The following is a 16,353-nucleotide window of genomic DNA, read 5'->3' as shown; positions in this document are numbered from 1 at the left end:
GTACGGCAGTGATGTCGGTCGCGATCGACCGTGGGTGGTCCCGGAGGCGGTATCGTCGGTTCATCGCTGATGCGCTGCGCCAGCGTCCGGCAGCGTCGACGTCGATGACTCGCAGGAGGCATGTTGTGTCCGGTTCCGTGATCCTGGGCGCCGCCCGTACCCCCATCGGCCGGCTTCTCGGCTCGTTGAAGGACTTCTCCGGCGCGCAGCTGGGTGGGATCGCCATCAAGGCGGCTCTGGAACGGGCCGGTGTTCCCGCCGACGCCGTCCAGTACACGATCATGGGCCAGGTGCTCACCGCGGGTGCCGGCCAGATCCCGGCACGTCAGGCTGCCGTGGCCGCGGGGATTCCCATGGAGGTTCCCGCGCTGACCATCAACAAGGTGTGTCTGTCGGGCCTCGACGCCATCGCGCTGGCCGACCAGTTGATCCGTGCGGGCGAGTTCGACCTCGTGGTCGCGGGTGGTCAGGAGTCCATGTCGCAGGCGCCGCACCTGCTGCCGAAGTCGCGCACCGGGGTCAAGTACGGCGATGCCACGCTGGTGGACCACATGGCCCACGACGGCCTGTTCTGCGCGTTCGACCAGGTCGCCATGGGCGAGTCCACCGAGCGGTACAACGCCCGCTACGGCCTGACCCGCGAGGAGCAGGACGCCTTCTCCGCGCGCTCGCACCAGCGCGCTGCCAAGGCGGCCGCCAACGGCGTGTTCGACGACGAACTCGTTCCCGTCGAGATCCCGCAGCGCAAGGGCGATCCGGTGGTGTTCTCGTCGGACGAGGGGGTGCGCGCCGACACGACCGCCGAGGGGCTGGCGCGGCTGCGGCCCGCCTTCACCGCCGACGGCACCATCACGGCGGGCTCGGCGTCGCAGATCTCCGACGGGGCCGCCGCGGTCGTCGTGGCGAGCAGGGCCAAGGCGGAGGAACTGGGCATCACGCCGCTGGCCGAGATCGGCGCGCACGGTGTGGTGGCGGGCCCCGACGCGAGCCTGCACGAGCAGCCGTCCAACGCCATCAAGGCCGCGCTCGCCAAGGCGAAGCTGGAAGCCGACGCACTCGACCTCGTGGAGATCAACGAGGCGTTCGCGGCGGTGGGTCTGGTCTCCGCACGCAAGCTCGGTCTCGACGAGGAGAAGGTCAACGTCAACGGCGGTGCCATCGCACTCGGCCACCCCATCGGGGCCTCCGGTGCTCGCCTCGTCGTGCACCTGGTCCACGAACTGCGGCGGCGGGGCGGTGGGCTCGGCGCGGCCGCGCTGTGCGGTGGTGGCGGCCAGGGCGACGCGCTGCTGCTCAAGGTCTGACCGGACAGGCGGAGCGCGCACTCGCGTCCGAGAACGTGCGGGCGAGGGCTTGGACGGTGGGCTCGAAGGCGTGGTCGGACGGGGCGGCGTATCCCAGGACCACGCCCTGGAGCGACCTCCGCTCGTTCCGCGTGATCCAGTGCGGGCCCAGCGCGACGACTTCGAGGGAGTTGTGGCGGGCCGCGCGTAGCACGTCGGTCTCGCCGGGCCCGTCCTCGGGTAGCGGCACGAAAACGTGCAGGCCGGCCGAGATTCCGCGCGGCGTGAAGCCCTCGGGCAGGGCTGCCACGATCCGGTCCCGCCGGTGCCGGTACTTCGTCCGGGACCGGCGGACGTGCCTGCCGTAGGCACCCGAGTTCAGCAGTTCGGCGAACACGAGCTGCTCCAGCACGCCGACCGCTCCCCGGGCTCCGGCCTCCAGCACCGACCGCACCTGGTGGACGAGGAAGCGGGGCAGTACGAGCCAGCCCAGCCGTAGCCCGGGGGCGAGGGTCTTGCTGGTCGTGCCCGCGTACACGATGCGTTCGGGGGCGAGGGCCTGCACCGCGCCGACGGGTGCGCGGTCGAAGCGGAACTCCCCGTCGTAGTCGTCCTCGATCACGAGAAGTCCCTGCTGGGCTGCTCGCGCGAGTTCGGTGCGGCGGTGCGGTGCGAGTGTCACCCCTGTCGGGTACTGGTGGGCTGGGGTCACCACCACGGCCGGGTCGGTGAGGTCCGGCACCCGAAGGCCGTCGCCGTCGACGTCCACTCCGGTGACGGTGAGGCCTGCCGCGGTGGCGATGTCGCGATGGACCCACAGCGACGGGTTCTCGAACGCCAGCCGGGGCAGCCCCTGCGCGCGCAGCGCGGTGGCGAGCAGCGCCAGCCCGTGTGAGTACCCGGCGCAGACGACGATCCGGTCGGGGTCGGCCACCACGCCGCGGGTTCGGCGCAGGTGGTGGGCCAGCGCCTCCCGCAGTGTGGGGACGCCGAGGGGATCAGGCAGGTCGAACGCCGAGACGGGCGCACGGGCCAGCACTCTGCGGGTCGCGGACAGCCAGGTGCCCCGAGGGAACGCCGAGAGGTCGGGTCGTCCGGGAAACAGGCTCCACCGTGGCCGCTCGACCGCCGGTGGGGGGACCGAGGGTGTGCTGTCGTGTCCTTCACCCGCCGTGACCACGGTGGGCGCTCCCTGCCGGGTGCGGACGTAGCCCTCGTCGGCGAGGTCTGTGTAGATCCTGGTGACCGTGCCCCGGGCTATGCCGAGGTCGGCCGCGAGCGTCCGCGTGGAGGGCAACGCGGTGCCGTGAGGGAGCCGACCGGACCGGATCGCGCGCCGGACGGCTTCGGCGAGCCCCGCCCGGCCGCTGGCCGGATCCCAGTCGAGGTGAAGGTCGTCCACTGAAGTGGACCACGATTTCGCCACGGAACTGGACCATACCTGTGGTCCGCTTGCTCGCTAGGTTCGTCGGTGTGAGTCAACGCATTCAGCTCAGTAGCGCACTGCCCCAGGCGTACCGGGACATGCTCGCCCTGCACACCACGGTCGAGAAGGCCGCCGCCGACGCCGGTCTGGACCAGCGGCTGATCGAACTGGTCAAGATCCGGGCTTCCCAGCTCAACGGCTGCGCGTTCTGCCTCGACCTGCACGCCCGCGACGCCCGAAAGCTGGGGGAGGACGAGCGGCGGATCTACCTGCTCGACGCCTGGCGGGAGACCGACCTCTACACCGACGCCGAGCGTGCCGCGCTGGCGCTCACCGAGGCGATGACGACCCTGCCCTCCACCCGGGACGTACCCGACGACGTGTACCGGCAGGCGCTGGAGGTGTTCACCGAAGAGCAGTACACGGCGGTGGCGTGGGCCGCCACGGTGATCAACGCCTTCAACCGGCTCGGGGTGACCAGCCGCAAGCCCCTGCCCCGGACATGATCGCCGCGCGACTGCGGGCGCTGCATGTCCCCGGCAGGCCGCTGGTGCTACCCAACGCGTGGGACGCCGACACCGCCCGAGCCGTCGTGGAGGCGGGGTTCCCGGTGGTGGCGACCAGTTCCGTGGCGGTCGCGCGAAGCCTCGGCCACGCGGACGGCGAGCAGGCCCCTGTCGACGAGATGCTGGCCGCCGCGCGCCGGATCGCGCGTGCGGTCGACGTGCCCGTGACGGTGGACGCCGAATCCGGCTACGGACTGCCGCCGGCGGAGCTGGTCGAGCGGCTGCTCGACGCGGGAGCCTCGGGTTTCAACATCGAGGACACCGACCACCGCGCGGGTGTCCGCCGCGAGGTGGAGCAGCAGGCGGAGCTGCTGGCGTCGCTCCGGCAGGAGGCGGGAGACCGGTTGGTGATCAACGCGCGGATCGACTCCTTCCTGGGAAGCGGTGGCGGTGCCGTGGACGAGCGCGCGCTGGTGCCCGAAGTGCTCGACCGAGCGCGGCGTTACCTCGCGGCGGGCGCCGACGTGGTCTATCCCATCCACGTGCGGGACGCGCGGGTGATCCGCGCGATCACGACGGAACTCGCGCAGGCACCCGTGAACGTGACCCTGTTGCCGGACGGGCCGGACCTCACCGAGCTGGCCGCACTGGGGGTGGCCAGGGTTTCGCTCGGTGGTGGTCTCCGCACGGTGGCGCGGGAGGCTGTCACGCGGTTCCTGAGCGATCTGGCCGGGCGAACGCGGCACTGAACGGGCCGGTGGTCAGCCCCGCGCGGCGGGTGGGCGGCAGCGGATGACGGCCACGTCGCCGTCGAGTTCGAGCTCACCCGCCGCGTGCGGCACCACCCAGGTGTCGCCTGTGGACAGTTCGTGGACGTCCCCGCGGGTGTTCTTCAACCTGCCCCGCCCCTCGCTCACGACGAGAACCGCGAACGACGGGTCGAGGGCGAGCGGGGTCCTCGGTCGCAACCGGTCGGCACGGAAGAACGGGCGCGAACCCGGGGCGAGCAGATCGACGGTGGCCGATTCCGGGGCCGTCTCGGAGATCGCGGTGTGCCGGATGAGGCTCGCGAGCCGCTCCTCGTCCCACACTGAGGTGTCGAGCGCCTTCAGCGCCGTGTCGAAGCCGAGCCCGAGATGTCCCTTCGCCTCGTCGCCGAGGAAGTCGCGCCACTCCAGCGTCAGTGAGAAGTCGGTGGGCTGCTGGAGTTCGACGACGAACACACCTTCGCCGATCGCGTGCGGCAGTCCCGCCGGGATGTGGACGGTGTCGCCGGGTTCGACCGGGACCGCGTTCAACGCGTTCAGCATGGTCGGCGCGTCCTGGTCGGCGACCCAGTCGGAGATGGTGCGTGCGTCGAGCGCTTCGCGGAAGCCCGCGTACACGGTGGGTGAGGAACCCTGGGTGCCCACGACGATCCACGCCTCCGTCTTGCCGAAGTGCGAGTCGAAGTGGCGGCGGGCGAACTCGTCGTCCGGGTGGAAGTGGACGGGCAGCCGTTGGCCCGCGTCGAGCAGTTTCACCAGCAGTGCGGTGGAGGAGCCGAAGACCTCGACGTGGTCGCGGCCGAGCCAGCCGAGTGGATCGGCCTCCACCGCGTCACGCAGCCACCGCCCGTCGGGCAGCCGGGTCAGGCCCTCGGTGTCACGGCCGAACAACGTGGTCGTGGACGCCACCCAGTCCTCGGGGCCGAACTCGGCGGCACGGCTCGCAGCCCCGCCGGACGACGCCGAGCGGAGCGCGGCGATGGCCGCACCTCCCCGGTAGAACTGGGCGGGCTGGTTCGCGGGAAGCCGGATGGGCGCTGACGGTGCACTCATGGCCGGAGAACTTACCGGGTACGGATCGACAACGATCGGTGTCGAGATCGCTCACGCGGCTTCCTGGCGCCCCGGTGATCAATAGAGTGACACCATGCCTGCCTCCTCCACGACTCCCAGGGTGTCCGCTGCCCTCGCGGTGTCCGACATCCGCAAGCACTACGGCGACGTGCGAGCGGTCGACGGCGTGAGTTTCGAGGTCGTCGAAGGGGAGTTCTTCGGCATCCTGGGGCCCAACGGAGCGGGCAAGACCACGACGCTGGAGATCGCGGAGGGACTGCTCGCGCCCGACGCCGGTACGGTCCGGCTGCTCGGGCAGTCGCCGTGGCCCCGCAACGAGGCGTTGTTGCCCCGCATCGGCGTCCAGCTCCAGGCTTCGTCGTTCTTCGAGCGGCTGACGGCACGGGAGCAGTTGAAGACCTTCGCCGCCCTCTACGGGGTCGGCCCCGCCAGGGCGGACGAGATGCTCGAACTCGTCGGCCTCGCCGACAAGGCCGACACCCCGGAGAAGAAGCTCTCGGGCGGGCAGCGCCAGCGGCTGTCCATCGCGTGCGCCCTCGTGCACGACCCCGAGCTCGTGTTCCTCGACGAGCCCACGGCCGCGCTCGACCCGCAGGCCCGCCGCAACCTGTGGGACGTGCTCCGGCAGATCAAGGCACGCGGGAGCACCATCGTGTACACCACGCACTACCTCGACGAGGCCGAGATCCTGTGCGACCGCGTGGCGATCATGGACCACGGGAGAATCCTCGCGATGGACGCTCCGGCACGGCTCGTGCGTGACCTGGACGCGCCCACCCACGTCACCCTCGACACCACGGTTCTCACACCGGACGACGCGCGGGTGCTGCCCGGCGCCGACAGCGTCAGCACCGACGACGTCACGGTGACGATCACCACGCGCACCCCCGCTCCGCTGCTCGCGGCACTGGCCGAGCGCGGCACCGTGGACGGGCTGACCGTGCGCACAGCGACGTTGGAGGACGTGTTCCTCCACCTGACCGGCAGGGAGTACCGGGCGTGACGACCACCGAAGAGGAACGGACGACCACGAAGCGCGGGACGACGGCGCCGACGCCGTTCCGCGCACTGTCCGTCGCGATGTTCAAGGGCATCGTGCGGGAGAAGACGACCCTGTTCTTCACCTTCCTGTTCCCGCTGATGTTCCTGGTGATCTTCGGGTTGCTGTTCAACGGGCAGGGCGACACCCGGGTGACGGTCGCGGTCGTCGGTGAGGGCCCGGTCATCACCGCGCTGGAGCACACGGAGGCCCTCGACCTCGAATCCGTCGGAACGGTCGAGGAGGCGGAGGAGCAGGTCCGCGACGGCGACCTGCCTGCCTACGTGACGCAGGACGGCGACACCGTGCGCGTGCGGTTCGCGGCCAGCGCGCAGGAGACGGCGAGCCTGGTGCTCGGCATCGTCGACGGGGTGGTGAACCGCACCAACGTGGCCGTCACCGGCCAGGAGCCGAGGTTCTCGCTCGACGCCGAGCAGGTGGAGGACGCCTCCCTCGAAGCCATCCAGTACATGACGCCCGGCATCCTCGGCTGGGCCGTGGCGATGGGGGCGGTGTTCGGCGCGGCCATCACGCTCGTGAACTGGCGTCGCAACCAGGTGCTGCGCAGGCTGCGGCTCGCGCCCGTGCGGCCGAGCACCGTGCTCACGTCGCGACTGCTCGTGACCCTCGGTGTCTCGGCCGCGCAGTTCGTGCTCTTCGTGTCCGTCGCGCTGCTTCCCGCGTTCGGGCTGAAACTGACCGGGCAGTGGTGGCTGGCGCTGCCGTTGCTGATGCTCGGCACGCTGGCGTTCTTCGCCATCGGCATGCTCGTCGGGGCCTGGTGCCGCACCGAGGAGTCGGCGAGCACGGTGGCCAACCTGGTCACACTCCCCATGGCCTTCCTGTCCGGTGCGTTCTTCCCCATCGAGACCGCCCCGTCCTGGTTGCAGCAGGTGTCGTGGGCACTGCCGATGCGGCACCTGAACGAGGGCATGCTCGACGTCATGGTGCGTGGGCACGGCGTGGAGGCGCTGCTCGTGCCCGCGCTGGTGCTGGTCGGGTTCACCGCCGTGATCGGTGCGCTCGCGGCGAAGGTGTTCCGCTGGGAACCGTGACGTGGCTCGCGTTCGCCGGGTGAGGGGCCGGTAGGCCGGTGACGGACGTCACGGCTCACACTGGTACCACGACGTTCGACAGCGTGGTTGACGTGCGTGGAGAGTGCTGTACGGCCGCCCGTGCGTGGTGGTCGGCTATCCGAGGAGGAACCCTTGTCGAACAAGGCTGCCGTCTTGTTCCGTGTCGTCGCGATCGCCGAAGCCTTCTCGTGGACGGGGTTGCTGGTCGGCATGTTCCTGAAGTACGTCGTGGAGCTCGGCGAGGGCGGCGTCCCGGTGCTGGGCATGGTGCACGGCGTGCTGTTCGTTCTCTACCTCGTCACGACGCTGGCCGTGGCGCGTCCCCTCGGATGGCGGTTCGGCACCGTGGTGCTGGCGCTGCTCGCGTCGATCCCGCCGCTGTTCACGTGGCTGTTCGAGAAGTGGGCGCTGCGGCGGGGCAAGCTCGACGGCCCCGAGCAGTTGCGCTACGGCGGCACCGGCCTGTTCGTGCGCCGCGGCAACGGCGACGCGGTGGCCGGAGCCTGACGCTTTCGCGCCCCTCCGGCGGGCGGGCCTTCAGTCCGTGAAGTCGCCCGCGGCCTTGCGCACCCTCGTCAACAGCTCGGTGAGCTGCTCCGTCTGCCGGTGAGTGAGCCCGGTGAGACCGAAGTCGATGTCGGTCACCGCCCTGGTGGCCTCCTCGCGCCGCGCCGTGCCCTCCTCGGTGATCTCGACGAGGGTGGTGCGGCGGTCGGTCGGGTGCGGCAGGCGCTTGACCAGGCCGTCCTTCTCCAGCCGGTCCACGATGTTCGTGACGCTCGTCGGGTGCAGTTGCAGCCGCTCTCCCATGACTCGCATCGGCAGCCGCGAGTGGCGGGAGAAGCTCAGCAGGGTCAACGCCTCGAAGCGCGCGAACGTCAGGCCGTGCGGCTTGAGCGCTGCGTCGACGGCCGACTGGATGATCTGCTGGACACGCATCAGCCCGGTGACGGCGGACATCGTCGTGGAGGGCCCGATGCGCTCCTCCCACAGCTGCGCCGCACGCGCGATCGGGTCGAACGACAACGGACCTTTCATGGGGCTCGAAGTTAGCAGCGTTGCCCGGCAGGCTTGGGACGGGTACGGCACGGATGTGCCGCAGACATCGGCATCGGGAACACGAGGAGTCAGCGATGATCGTGGCGTTCAGCGTCAGCCCGGCGGGCGGGGACGACGACGGCGGGGTGAGTGAGGCGGTGGCACGCGCGGTCCGGGTGGTGCGCGAGTCCGGATTGCCCAACGAGACCAACGCCATGTTCACCAACGTCGAGGGCGAGTGGGACGAGGTCATGGACGTCGTCAAGCGCGCCGTGGAAGCCGCCGGTGAGGGCTCACCGAGGGTGAGCCTCGTGCTCAAGGCCGACATCCGCCCTGGGCACACGGGTCAGTTGTCGGCGAAGGTGGAGCGCGTGGAGGAGCGCCTCACGGGTTCCTGAGCACACTCGATCGGGGTGCGCGTCAAGCCGTGGACCAGCGATGACGGCACCGACCGTCCATGCCAGGATGGAGACCGTGACACAGCCACGCGGATCAGGAAACAACTCACCCGCCGTGTCCGCCGCGCTCTCCGGAGCCGTGGACCTGTCGGCGGTGAAGGCACGAGCCGAGGCGGCGGCACGGCAGGGGACGCAGGCCGGTGCCGGGGCAGGTGGCCAGGCGAACGGCGCGGCGAGCGCGTCCGTCATCGACGTGACCGAAGCCACCTTCCAGGCCGAGGTCCTGGAGCGGTCGCTGCAACAGTTGGTCGTCGTGGATCTGTGGGCCGACTGGTGCGGTCCGTGCAAGCAGCTCAGCCCGGTGTTGGAGCGGCTCGCGGGCGAGAGCGGCGGCGCCTGGGTGCTGGCCAAGATCGACGTGGACGCCAACCCGCGCATCATGCAGCTCTTCGGTGTCCAGTCGATCCCGACGGTCGTCGCCATCGCGGGCGGCCAGCCCGTGGACGCGTTCTCGGGGGCGTTGCCCGAGCCTCAGATCAGGCAGTGGTTGACGCAGTTGCTGGACCTGCTGCGGGACAAGCTGCCCGGTGTGCAGGCGGCGCAGCAGGGTCAGGAGGCGGAGCAGCCGCAGGACCCGCGGTTCGTCGAGGCCGAGGACGCCTTCGAGCGGGGTGACTTCGCCGCGGCGGAGGCCGCCTACAAGCGGATCCTCGACAGCGAGCCCGGCAACGAGCAGGCGAAGGCCGCGCTCGTGCAGGTGCGGTTCGCCGCCCGCGCCGAGAGCACCGACCCGTCGGCGATCGCCAAGGCGGACGCGAACCCGGACGACCTCGACGCGCAACTGGCCGCCGCTGACGCGCAGGTGGCCATGGGGGAGGTCGAGAACGGTTTCGCAAGACTCGTCGCCACCATTCGCCGCACCGCGGGCGACGATCGGAACCGGGTGCGGGAACACCTCGTGAGCCTGTTCGAGCTGTTCGACCCCGCCGACGAGCGGGTCGCCAAGGCGCGGCGCGACCTGGCCAGCGCCCTGTTCTGACGCCCGCGCCCCGACAGTGACTGCCCGGTCCCCAGGGCGGTGGTTCCGGCCGCCACCCTGGGGACGTCCCCGGGGACGACCAGGGGCGGGTCCGGGGTTCGCCCGATGTGCGGCCCTCCGGGCGGCGACATGATCATCGGCATGTCGTTGAAACGTACTGTCGCCCTGTCCCTCACCGGTGTCCTCACCGCGATCGTCACGGCCCTCACCGCGGGCGGCGCCGCCACCGCGGCCGAGCCGCTGCCGGATTTCGACTTCTCCGACTGTCCGGCGCTGCCCACCGGGGCGGACCCGGCGCAGTGGCGCTGTGAGGTGCTGGTGTCCACCGGCACCCTGTCGTTCGGGAACCTCAGCGACGTGCCACTCGAGCCCATGCGGCTCACCTTCGCCGAACGGTGGACCGGCGGGCCCTACGAGCAGGAGTTCGGCGCGTTGCGCTCCGAGCCCACCCCGCTGCCCGGCCTGCCGGGAACGTCGCTGCGTTTCCGCTACGGTGGTTACTCCGACTTCCAGTCCAACGACGAACGCAAGGGCGAGATCGACCTCGTGGCGGCGTTGGAGGGCCCGTTCCTGCCGCGTGGCTGTGCGATCGGCACGCAGGCCGACCCGATCCATTCCGTCCTCCAACAGCCCGGCCCCACCGAGGTGGTGTCGAGCGATCCGCTGGTGCTGCGGTTCGACTCGATCGACGAGCAACTCGCCATGCCCGCCGTGAGCGGATGCGGACCGTGGCGCGGGCTGCTCGACCACCGACTCGGACTGCCGTCGGCGAGCGGTGAGAACGTCCTGGAACAGCAGACCTACGTGGCGATCCGTCACTACGGCTGACCGTGGTGGGGCCGGACGCCGGCTGGCCGGAACCATTTCGTGACCGACCCGTACGCCGAACGGCGGCTGCTCGCCGCCGCCGTATCGGTGAAGATCCATTTCGTTCGATCATGACCGCCGCGCGGGGCGGGTGAAGGTGACAGGTTCGCCGGGCGGTTCGGCTGGGCCGAGGAAAATGTTCAGCGCCTTCCTGAAGGGAACGAAAGAGTGATCCGGATCCGGTACACCGGCCTGACCACTGCTGACTTGAATCCCGAGTGGACGGCGCTTGGCGAGCTCTTCGTCCACGTCGAAGCCGACATCTCCATTTGGGACGGGGAACGGGAACTCTACAGTGAGATACTCTTTCCGGTCCTCGAACTGGCTTCCCGGGTGCATGACTGGACGCGCGTCGACTCTGTGGATCGGGAAGACTTCGAGCTGGATTCCCTCTCTTTCGAGGAAACCGGCGTCGTACGGATAGTGCGCTTCGGTCCGGGTTGGTCCCTGGGGTCCGTTCACGAGCCAGGCAGGTGGAGTGGGCGCTATTCCTTGGAGGAGGTGGACGCTGCGGTACTGCCGTTCGTGCGACGCGTGCGAGCTGAAGCGGAAGCAAAGGTGGGGATCGATCTCTCCATGCTCTTCGAGGAGAGCTGACCAACTGGTTTCCGGTGTGGCAAACGTCCGACGGTGAAACCGGTGGCCTGCCGGTCTTCGGGGTTTGAGTGAAGCGCTCTCGGTGAAAACAGGAGGAGATCGAGTGTTGAGAGTATTGGGCAGGGCTCCTTCGGGGCTGGCGCGCTCAGAAGCGGATCCGTGGATACCTTTGAAGGTGTTCTGGGAGGTGCGTCGACCGGGTGTCTCCCTCGATCTTCACATCACGGGGCGTAGCGGCGGATTCGTCGAGATGAGAGTGGACTCCGAATCCGGCGCACTTCACGAGTTGGTGGGTATTACGCTTCCGCCGGTTACTCGCCGGACGTTACAGGAAGCTCCCGTGGTTGAGGACATGGCGTCTCCCGTGCTGGATCGGGAACTGTGGCCATGGAAAGTAACTCCGGACTACAAGGAGCCGGAGAGAACGAACATCGACATGTCGGGGGAGTTGTCGGTCTCCACGGTCGAGGGGGATGTCGTGCTCTGGTTCTCGGACTTGCCGGTACACGGGTATATCGCATGCGGCGAGGTGAAGGTCGGGTGTTCGTCCACGTCCGACCTCGTCTGCATTGTGGCGCCTGATCCGCCGATCGTGGAACCCGAAATCCTGTCCTGAAGGGAAGCAGGTCTGGAGCCGTCCCCGACCGTGGACCTGAACGCCTTGAGCGATGAGCTGGGAGGTTACGAGGTCGAGGTCATGGCCGCGTGTGAGGTTCTGGAACAGGCGGGTGTCGGGTTTCGAGTGTCCGGTTTCGGCTTGGATGACTGGCGGCTGGACGTTGAGTATGACTGCTCCATATTCATGGAGAATCTTCCGGACCTCCTTGACGCACTCGCTCGCAAGGAAGAACATGTGTTCTTTTTCGCCTCCCAGGGAGTCGAAGTCGTACTCGCGTTCGTTCCCGTGGACGAGTCCGTGGTAATCAACTGCTCTTCTTTGGTTGCTCGGGCTCCGAGCCCTGTCGTCGAGACAACGGCAAGGGCGGACCTCGTGTCGATGCTCGAACGGTTCGCGGTCGACTTCGGAGTCGCTCTCACGAGGGTTTCTCCGCCTCTGGCATCGGAGGAACCGTTCCGTTCATGGGCCGAAGGTCGTCTGGGAAGTGACCTCTGAGGAGCGGGGGGCGATGGAAGGCAAGAGAATGCCTGCCGACATGTGGCGGCTTGACGGGTGCATTCTCGTTGGAGTTTGCGTAGTAGCCGGCATGGTGTGGGGATTGGGGGCCCTTTCCTTGGTGTCTTCCAAGTTCGTCTCTTGTGCGGTTGAGCTTGGTGTAGTCGAGGCTCGGGAGTCTCTCGAATGGGCTTTGCTGCGGCTGCTCTTCTATATGGCTGCTTCTTGGTTGGCCATTGTGATTGTCCGTTGGTTGTTGAGGCGCTCTGTGCCGCTTCGGTGGAGAGTTGTTGGATTGGCTTGCTTGGCACTGGGGGCTTTCTTCCTTACCTGGGGAGAGTTGGCGCTGTATGCGCAATTGAGGTTCGAATGGGGGGAGACGATTCTGTTTCCCAGATTTGGAGCCAACGTGATCCAATGTCAAGGTGAGCTTCCTTCGTTGTGGCCGGATTGGCTTCCTTTTCCCAGTCCGAGCAAGTGAGGTTCTCTAATGTCTTTGATTCGTGCTGCTGACTCCGACCTCCGGGTGTGTCGGGTCAGTTTCGATACACTTCTGGAAATTCAAGTGGAGGCAGAGGGGCGAGGCTGGGCGACTCGGTGGACTTCGGTGGACGCACTCCGCAGCCAGGTCAAGGAAAGAGACCTCTTCCTGCAGTCGCTGATGCGTGAGGAAAGAGAGGGCATCGTGCGGGCCTACCGATGTCTTCTCCTGTTCTCGACGGTGGACCATGAAGTCGCCGGCGGAGTTGCCACGATTGATATTCATCCGGCCAGGTTCGAGTCATTGGAGCGGATTGATCGGGACCCGGGTGTTCGGGAGGCGCTGGTCCGGATGTTCTTCCTTGTGGTGGGCGGAATCTCGCCGATTTCGAAGAGGTAGTGGGCTCCCCGGTTCTGTGTGTTTGAGTCGCATGGTTCAGCGCCAGCTGTTGAAGCGTAATCTTCTTCTGCCGGTTGGCGATATAGGTGGCGTGGTGGGGGATACTTCGAGAGCGCGAGGGCAGATGCCTTCTCCGCTGGGGTGCTGGATCGCTGTCGGTTCGGTGTTCGTGGGGCTGCTGTGGCAGGTTGGCGCGGGTTTGCTGGCGGCTCCGGATCTCAATTCGTGTGCCGAGCACCTCGTGTCTGTGGTGGTAAGACCTTCCCTTGAGTTCGTCCTGTTGAGTATTGTGTTCTATTCGCTCGCGGCGTGGGTTCTGATTCAGGTCATCCGTCGGGTTTGGAGACGGTACGGAACACTGAAGGCGCGAGCGTTCTGGATTGCGGGCATCTTTGTTGCGGTGGTGTTGTTGACGTGGGGGCAGCTCGCGCTTCATGCGCTGGTCCGATTCCATCCCGACATGGACCTTCTTCCTCGGGGTATCGACCCGATTGCCTGCACTGGTGAACAGCCTTCCTTGTGGCCGGATTGGCTTCCGCTTCCGAAAGCAGTCGATGGAACATGGGAAAGTCTGTAAAAGCAAGGGGAGGTCCGTGTCCGCGGCCGACTGCATGAAGAGGGCGGAAAATGATCGTGGTGCAGAGTCACGTCAGAACGGCATCGGGGAGTTCGTCCGTTGCGAGGGTTTTCAGAGTAAGGTCACAGAACTCGGCCTGGTCGAAAGGCGCGATTGAGTTGACAGTCGATGAGTCACTGCTTCTCGGGACTCGGCACTGGGACTACGTGTTTCCCCTGTGGGCTTACTTCGCTGATGCGATGAGTAGGTTCCGGAGACACGGGGAGGCGTCGTTCCAGTTCCCGGACCAACCTATCGAGGTCGACATCGAGCGCGCGGCCGAAGCGGTCCGGCTGCGCGTCAGGGGCGATGGGCCGGACCGGGAGGCCGTGACCGCCGAGCCGAGGTTCGTCCAAGCAGTACGTGCCCGGGGAGCGAGCTTCTTCCGGGCCGCGATCGGGGGTTGTCCGAACGAACGGCACTCCATTGAGCGGAGTTTGACTCGCCTGTTGGAGGACCCGCCCGGGATGGCGTTGTCGGACAGCCCCTGGGAGCGACGCCTGGACGTCAAGCACGCAGCTGCGTTCCGCCATGCGGAACGGATGATCCGGCGGCCGTTCAGCCCTTCGGAGCGCGAAACTCTCATCGAAGAGGTGGCCGGTAGAAGGTGCTCCTTCGAGAAATGCATCGAACTTGTTCTGGCTGTTACGGAACCCTGGGGTGATATCGGTTGACGAAGTCGATGCGTACGAACAGTCGGATGGAGGAGGTTCTGAATCGCGAGGAAGTAGTGCAAGACGACGTACTGCCTGACGAGCTGAGAACGATAATCAGGAAGGGGTGGTACTTCACGCCCGCAGGGGCTTTCGTCTTGGAGGCTCTGGAGCCGCGTTCGATGCTCGCGAAGACATTCCTGACGAAACACTTCCGCAGGAACCGAGAGTTGGCGTCGCATTGGGGTGGTGTGGCGGACTACGAATACCACACCAACGACGTGAAGATCCCCGAGTCCGGCCTTCCTTCGGACAAGGAACGATTCCTTTCGGCAGTCGCCATTCGGGCTCTCTGTTTCATCGAGGAGGCATTCCGGTCGGCTGCGCGCTTCGAGGTGTCGAACGGTCTCACGGCAGTGGTGTCTGTCGGAGTCGGTGATAACTACCTCTCCCACGGTACGACCGTCAAGTTCTTCACTCGGCGGGCGGGGCGTCCGGACTGGTACGAGGACCTGGAGCGATTCAAGATCGAAGCCATCGCTGTCCTGACACGTTGAGGAGAGTTCCAATTTCGGGACATCGGTTCGGCGAAGGCTGCGAAGTCGTCGAGCCCGCCACCGGGCTCGCGTCCGGTGAGTTCGGCCAGCGCGGCCATGTCGATGCTGATGTCACCTATGCTCGCGTGTCCGGCTTGTCACCGCTGTACGGACTGTCGTCCACACGGGCTGAACCCGGGTGGGAAATGCGGTCATGCGTGGCTGTAGTTCGATTGGTGGAGGTCCGCTCGACGGTCCGAAGCGTGCCGAGTGGGCCTACGACACCGCGGAGTGGGGCATCGGCCGCCTCGCGTCGTCGACGCGGTACGTCGACGGCGAGGCGTACGTGCGCAAGACCTCGATCTACGACCCGTTGTACAGCCGCTGAAGACCCAGATCGTGATCCCGGAATCCGAGGAAGGGCTCGGCGGCACGTACACCACCACGGCGGCTTACAACCCGGACGGCAGTCTGGGTGGTATCGGTTACGCCGAGGCCGGCGATCTGTCGGCGGAGCCGTACAGCCTGGTCCATGACGATCTCAGGCTTCCTGAGAACGAGCCACGGCGGTCTCAGTGGGCAGGGGACCACGGAGTACGTCACGGACACGCAGTACACCCGCTACGGCGAGCTTCAGCGGACGCAGTTGGGTGAGCAGGGGCAGCGAGTGTGGCTGTCGCGGTACTACCACGAGCACACACGGCGGTTGGCGCGCACGATCGTGGACGCCGAGCTGCCGAAGCCGATGCAGTCGGACACGCGTTACTCGTACGACCCGGCGGGCAACGTCACCTCGATCGCGGACGTGCCGCTGGACGGACTCGCCGACGTGCAGTGCTTCCGGTACGACCACCTGCGAAGGCTGGTGGAGGCGTGGACGCCAGCAAGTGACTGTGCCGGGAACCCGACGGTGGAGGCGCTGGGTGGGCCCGCGCCGTACTGGCACTCCTTCACCTACGACGAGGTGGGCAACCGGATGTCGCAGGTGGAGCACACTTCCGACGGCGACACGGTGCACGAGTACGCCTACCCTGACGGCGGGCATGCCTTGGAGTCGGTGACCAGCCAGTTCCCGAGCGGCAGCACCACGCTGGAGCAGTTCGTCTACGACGAGTCCGGTAACACGGTGCGGCGGACCTCCGTCGACGGCGAGCAGACGTTGGAGTGGGACGCCGAGGGCAATCTCGTGAAGTCCACCAAGGATGAGGTGGTCACCGAGTTCCTGTATGACGCGGACGGCCAGCGGTTGATACGGCGCGATCCCGACGGGGCGACGCTGTACCTGGAGGGACAGGAGCTGCGGTGGGACCGGGAGAGTGGTGAGACCACGACCACTCGGTACTACAGTTTTGGTGATTCCACGGTCGCGATGCGCACCGAGGCCGGGGTGACGTGGCTGCTGGGTGACCACCAGGGCACCTCACAGTTCGCGGTGGACGCGTAG

The 16,353-nt window shown here is 67.4% G+C and carries 21 protein-coding genes; 18 read left to right on the top strand and 3 right to left on the bottom strand.

Annotated features, from left to right (window positions below; translation table 11 throughout):
- Positions 1-125: 125 nt before the first annotated feature.
- Positions 126-1,304, top strand: coding sequence for an acetyl-CoA C-acetyltransferase (locus SACCYDRAFT_RS18430; protein WP_005458500.1), 1,179 nt, complete (start codon positions 126-128; stop codon positions 1,302-1,304).
- Here the strand turns inward: SACCYDRAFT_RS18430 and pdxR are convergent.
- The gene (gene pdxR / locus SACCYDRAFT_RS18425) at positions 1,294-2,709 is read right to left on the bottom strand and encodes a MocR-like pyridoxine biosynthesis transcription factor PdxR (RefSeq protein ID WP_005458498.1); all 1,416 of its coding nucleotides are present in this window, start codon (positions 2,707-2,709) and stop codon (positions 1,294-1,296) included. The two genes, SACCYDRAFT_RS18430 and pdxR, sit on opposite strands and share 11 nt — an antisense overlap.
- A 17-nt stretch (positions 2,710-2,726) precedes the next feature.
- Between pdxR and SACCYDRAFT_RS18420 the strand changes: the two genes are divergently transcribed.
- The gene (locus SACCYDRAFT_RS18420) at positions 2,727-3,215 is read left to right on the top strand and encodes a carboxymuconolactone decarboxylase family protein (protein WP_005458497.1); all 489 of its coding nucleotides are present in this window, start codon (positions 2,727-2,729) and stop codon (positions 3,213-3,215) included.
- Complete coding sequence (locus SACCYDRAFT_RS18415) at positions 3,212-3,964, top strand: isocitrate lyase/PEP mutase family protein (RefSeq protein WP_005458495.1); 753 nt, start codon at positions 3,212-3,214, stop codon at positions 3,962-3,964. Before SACCYDRAFT_RS18420 ends, SACCYDRAFT_RS18415 begins: the two co-directional genes overlap by 4 nt.
- Before the next feature lie 12 nt (positions 3,965-3,976).
- Here SACCYDRAFT_RS18415 and SACCYDRAFT_RS18410 read toward each other — a convergent pair whose 3' ends face one another.
- Positions 3,977-5,035, bottom strand: a complete 1,059-nt coding sequence (locus SACCYDRAFT_RS18410) for a class I mannose-6-phosphate isomerase (protein ID WP_005458493.1) — start codon at positions 5,033-5,035, stop codon at positions 3,977-3,979.
- A 94-nt stretch (positions 5,036-5,129) separates the two neighbouring features.
- Between SACCYDRAFT_RS18410 and SACCYDRAFT_RS18405 the strand changes: the two genes are divergently transcribed.
- The 3 genes from SACCYDRAFT_RS18405 to SACCYDRAFT_RS18395 all read left to right on the top strand — a co-directional run bounded on the left by SACCYDRAFT_RS18405 (position 5,130) and on the right by SACCYDRAFT_RS18395 (position 7,678).
- Positions 5,130-6,059, top strand: a complete 930-nt coding sequence (locus tag SACCYDRAFT_RS18405) for an ABC transporter ATP-binding protein (protein ID WP_005458491.1) — start codon at positions 5,130-5,132, stop codon at positions 6,057-6,059.
- Positions 6,056-7,150 (top strand): ABC transporter permease, encoded by a 1,095-nt coding sequence (locus SACCYDRAFT_RS18400; RefSeq protein WP_005458490.1) that lies wholly within the window; start codon positions 6,056-6,058, stop codon positions 7,148-7,150. Before SACCYDRAFT_RS18405 ends, SACCYDRAFT_RS18400 begins: the two co-directional genes overlap by 4 nt.
- 153 nt (positions 7,151-7,303) lie before the next feature.
- Positions 7,304-7,678, top strand: coding sequence for a DUF3817 domain-containing protein (locus SACCYDRAFT_RS18395; protein ID WP_005458488.1), 375 nt, complete (start codon positions 7,304-7,306; stop codon positions 7,676-7,678).
- Positions 7,679-7,708: 30 nt separating this feature from the next.
- On the opposite strand, the gene SACCYDRAFT_RS18390 is transcribed toward SACCYDRAFT_RS18395, so the two are convergent.
- Positions 7,709-8,209 (bottom strand): MarR family winged helix-turn-helix transcriptional regulator, encoded by a 501-nt coding sequence (locus SACCYDRAFT_RS18390; RefSeq protein ID WP_005458486.1) that lies wholly within the window; start codon positions 8,207-8,209, stop codon positions 7,709-7,711.
- Positions 8,210-8,304: 95 nt separating this feature from the next.
- On the opposite strand from SACCYDRAFT_RS18390, the gene SACCYDRAFT_RS18385 reads away from it, so the two are divergent.
- The 12 genes from SACCYDRAFT_RS18385 (at position 8,305) to SACCYDRAFT_RS26990 (ending at position 16,353) form a co-directional block, all read left to right on the top strand.
- Positions 8,305-8,607, top strand: a complete 303-nt coding sequence (locus SACCYDRAFT_RS18385; protein WP_005458484.1) for an MTH1187 family thiamine-binding protein — start codon at positions 8,305-8,307, stop codon at positions 8,605-8,607.
- A 40-nt stretch (positions 8,608-8,647) separates the two neighbouring features.
- The gene (locus SACCYDRAFT_RS18380) at positions 8,648-9,646 is read left to right on the top strand and encodes a tetratricopeptide repeat protein (RefSeq protein ID WP_005458482.1); all 999 of its coding nucleotides are present in this window, start codon (positions 8,648-8,650) and stop codon (positions 9,644-9,646) included.
- A 141-nt stretch (positions 9,647-9,787) separates the two neighbouring features.
- Positions 9,788-10,474, top strand: coding sequence for a hypothetical protein (locus SACCYDRAFT_RS18375; protein WP_052309207.1), 687 nt, complete (start codon positions 9,788-9,790; stop codon positions 10,472-10,474).
- Between the two features lie 207 nt (positions 10,475-10,681).
- Positions 10,682-11,110: a DUF7878 domain-containing protein gene (locus SACCYDRAFT_RS25525; protein ID WP_005458478.1), complete on the top strand. Its 429-nt coding sequence runs from the start codon at positions 10,682-10,684 to the stop codon at positions 11,108-11,110.
- 103 nt (positions 11,111-11,213) lie between these two features.
- Positions 11,214-11,726 (top strand): hypothetical protein, encoded by a 513-nt coding sequence (locus SACCYDRAFT_RS26435; RefSeq protein WP_005458476.1) that lies wholly within the window; start codon positions 11,214-11,216, stop codon positions 11,724-11,726.
- Between the two features lie 30 nt (positions 11,727-11,756).
- Complete coding sequence (locus SACCYDRAFT_RS18360; RefSeq protein WP_005458474.1) at positions 11,757-12,224, top strand: polysaccharide deacetylase family protein; 468 nt, start codon at positions 11,757-11,759, stop codon at positions 12,222-12,224.
- A gap of 607 nt (positions 12,225-12,831) precedes the next feature.
- Positions 12,832-13,104 carry a hypothetical protein gene (locus tag SACCYDRAFT_RS18355; protein ID WP_232283701.1) on the top strand — a complete coding sequence of 91 codons (273 nt, stop codon included), beginning with the start codon at positions 12,832-12,834 and terminating at the stop codon, positions 13,102-13,104.
- Between the two features lie 31 nt (positions 13,105-13,135).
- The gene (locus tag SACCYDRAFT_RS26430; protein ID WP_157606525.1) at positions 13,136-13,681 is read left to right on the top strand and encodes a hypothetical protein; all 546 of its coding nucleotides are present in this window, start codon (positions 13,136-13,138) and stop codon (positions 13,679-13,681) included.
- Positions 13,682-13,731: 50 nt separating this feature from the next.
- A complete protein-coding gene (locus tag SACCYDRAFT_RS18350; RefSeq protein WP_005458470.1) occupies positions 13,732-14,394 on the top strand; it encodes a hypothetical protein in 663 nt (220 codons plus the stop codon).
- A 26-nt stretch (positions 14,395-14,420) separates the two neighbouring features.
- Complete coding sequence (locus SACCYDRAFT_RS18345; protein WP_157606524.1) at positions 14,421-14,930, top strand: hypothetical protein; 510 nt, start codon at positions 14,421-14,423, stop codon at positions 14,928-14,930.
- A gap of 193 nt (positions 14,931-15,123) precedes the next feature.
- Positions 15,124-15,297, top strand: a complete 174-nt coding sequence (locus SACCYDRAFT_RS26995) for a hypothetical protein (protein ID WP_005458466.1) — start codon at positions 15,124-15,126, stop codon at positions 15,295-15,297.
- A 144-nt stretch (positions 15,298-15,441) separates the two neighbouring features.
- Entirely contained in the window at positions 15,442-16,353 is a 912-nt protein-coding gene (locus tag SACCYDRAFT_RS26990) for an RHS repeat protein (protein ID WP_005458465.1), read from the top strand.

This window comes from Saccharomonospora cyanea NA-134 (assembly GCF_000244975.1).
Taxonomy (GTDB): domain Bacteria; phylum Actinomycetota; class Actinomycetes; order Mycobacteriales; family Pseudonocardiaceae; genus Saccharomonospora; species Saccharomonospora cyanea.
The sequence above is the reverse complement of the archived record's forward strand: the minus strand, read 5'-3'. Positions and strand labels throughout refer to the sequence as shown.

Coding starts and splice junctions, on each gene's coding strand:
- SACCYDRAFT_RS18415 (WP_005458495.1), top strand. CDS start 3,212: ATGATCGCCGCGCGACTGCGGGCGCTGCATGTCCCCGGCAGGCCGCTG.
- SACCYDRAFT_RS18410 (WP_005458493.1), bottom strand. CDS start 5,035: ATGAGTGCACCGTCAGCGCCCATCCGGCTTCCCGCGAACCAGCCCGCC.
- SACCYDRAFT_RS18405 (WP_005458491.1), top strand. CDS start 5,130: ATGCCTGCCTCCTCCACGACTCCCAGGGTGTCCGCTGCCCTCGCGGTG.
- SACCYDRAFT_RS18390 (WP_005458486.1), bottom strand. CDS start 8,209: ATGAAAGGTCCGTTGTCGTTCGACCCGATCGCGCGTGCGGCGCAGCTG.
- SACCYDRAFT_RS18385 (WP_005458484.1), top strand. CDS start 8,305: ATGATCGTGGCGTTCAGCGTCAGCCCGGCGGGCGGGGACGACGACGGC.
- SACCYDRAFT_RS18380 (WP_005458482.1), top strand. CDS start 8,648: ATGACGGCACCGACCGTCCATGCCAGGATGGAGACCGTGACACAGCCA.
- SACCYDRAFT_RS18375 (WP_052309207.1), top strand. CDS start 9,788: ATGTCGTTGAAACGTACTGTCGCCCTGTCCCTCACCGGTGTCCTCACC.
- SACCYDRAFT_RS26430 (WP_157606525.1), top strand. CDS start 13,136: ATGGTTCAGCGCCAGCTGTTGAAGCGTAATCTTCTTCTGCCGGTTGGC.
- SACCYDRAFT_RS18350 (WP_005458470.1), top strand. CDS start 13,732: ATGATCGTGGTGCAGAGTCACGTCAGAACGGCATCGGGGAGTTCGTCC.
- SACCYDRAFT_RS18345 (WP_157606524.1), top strand. CDS start 14,421: ATGGAGGAGGTTCTGAATCGCGAGGAAGTAGTGCAAGACGACGTACTG.
- SACCYDRAFT_RS26995 (WP_005458466.1), top strand. CDS start 15,124: ATGCGTGGCTGTAGTTCGATTGGTGGAGGTCCGCTCGACGGTCCGAAG.
- SACCYDRAFT_RS26990 (WP_005458465.1), top strand. CDS start 15,442: ATGACGATCTCAGGCTTCCTGAGAACGAGCCACGGCGGTCTCAGTGGG.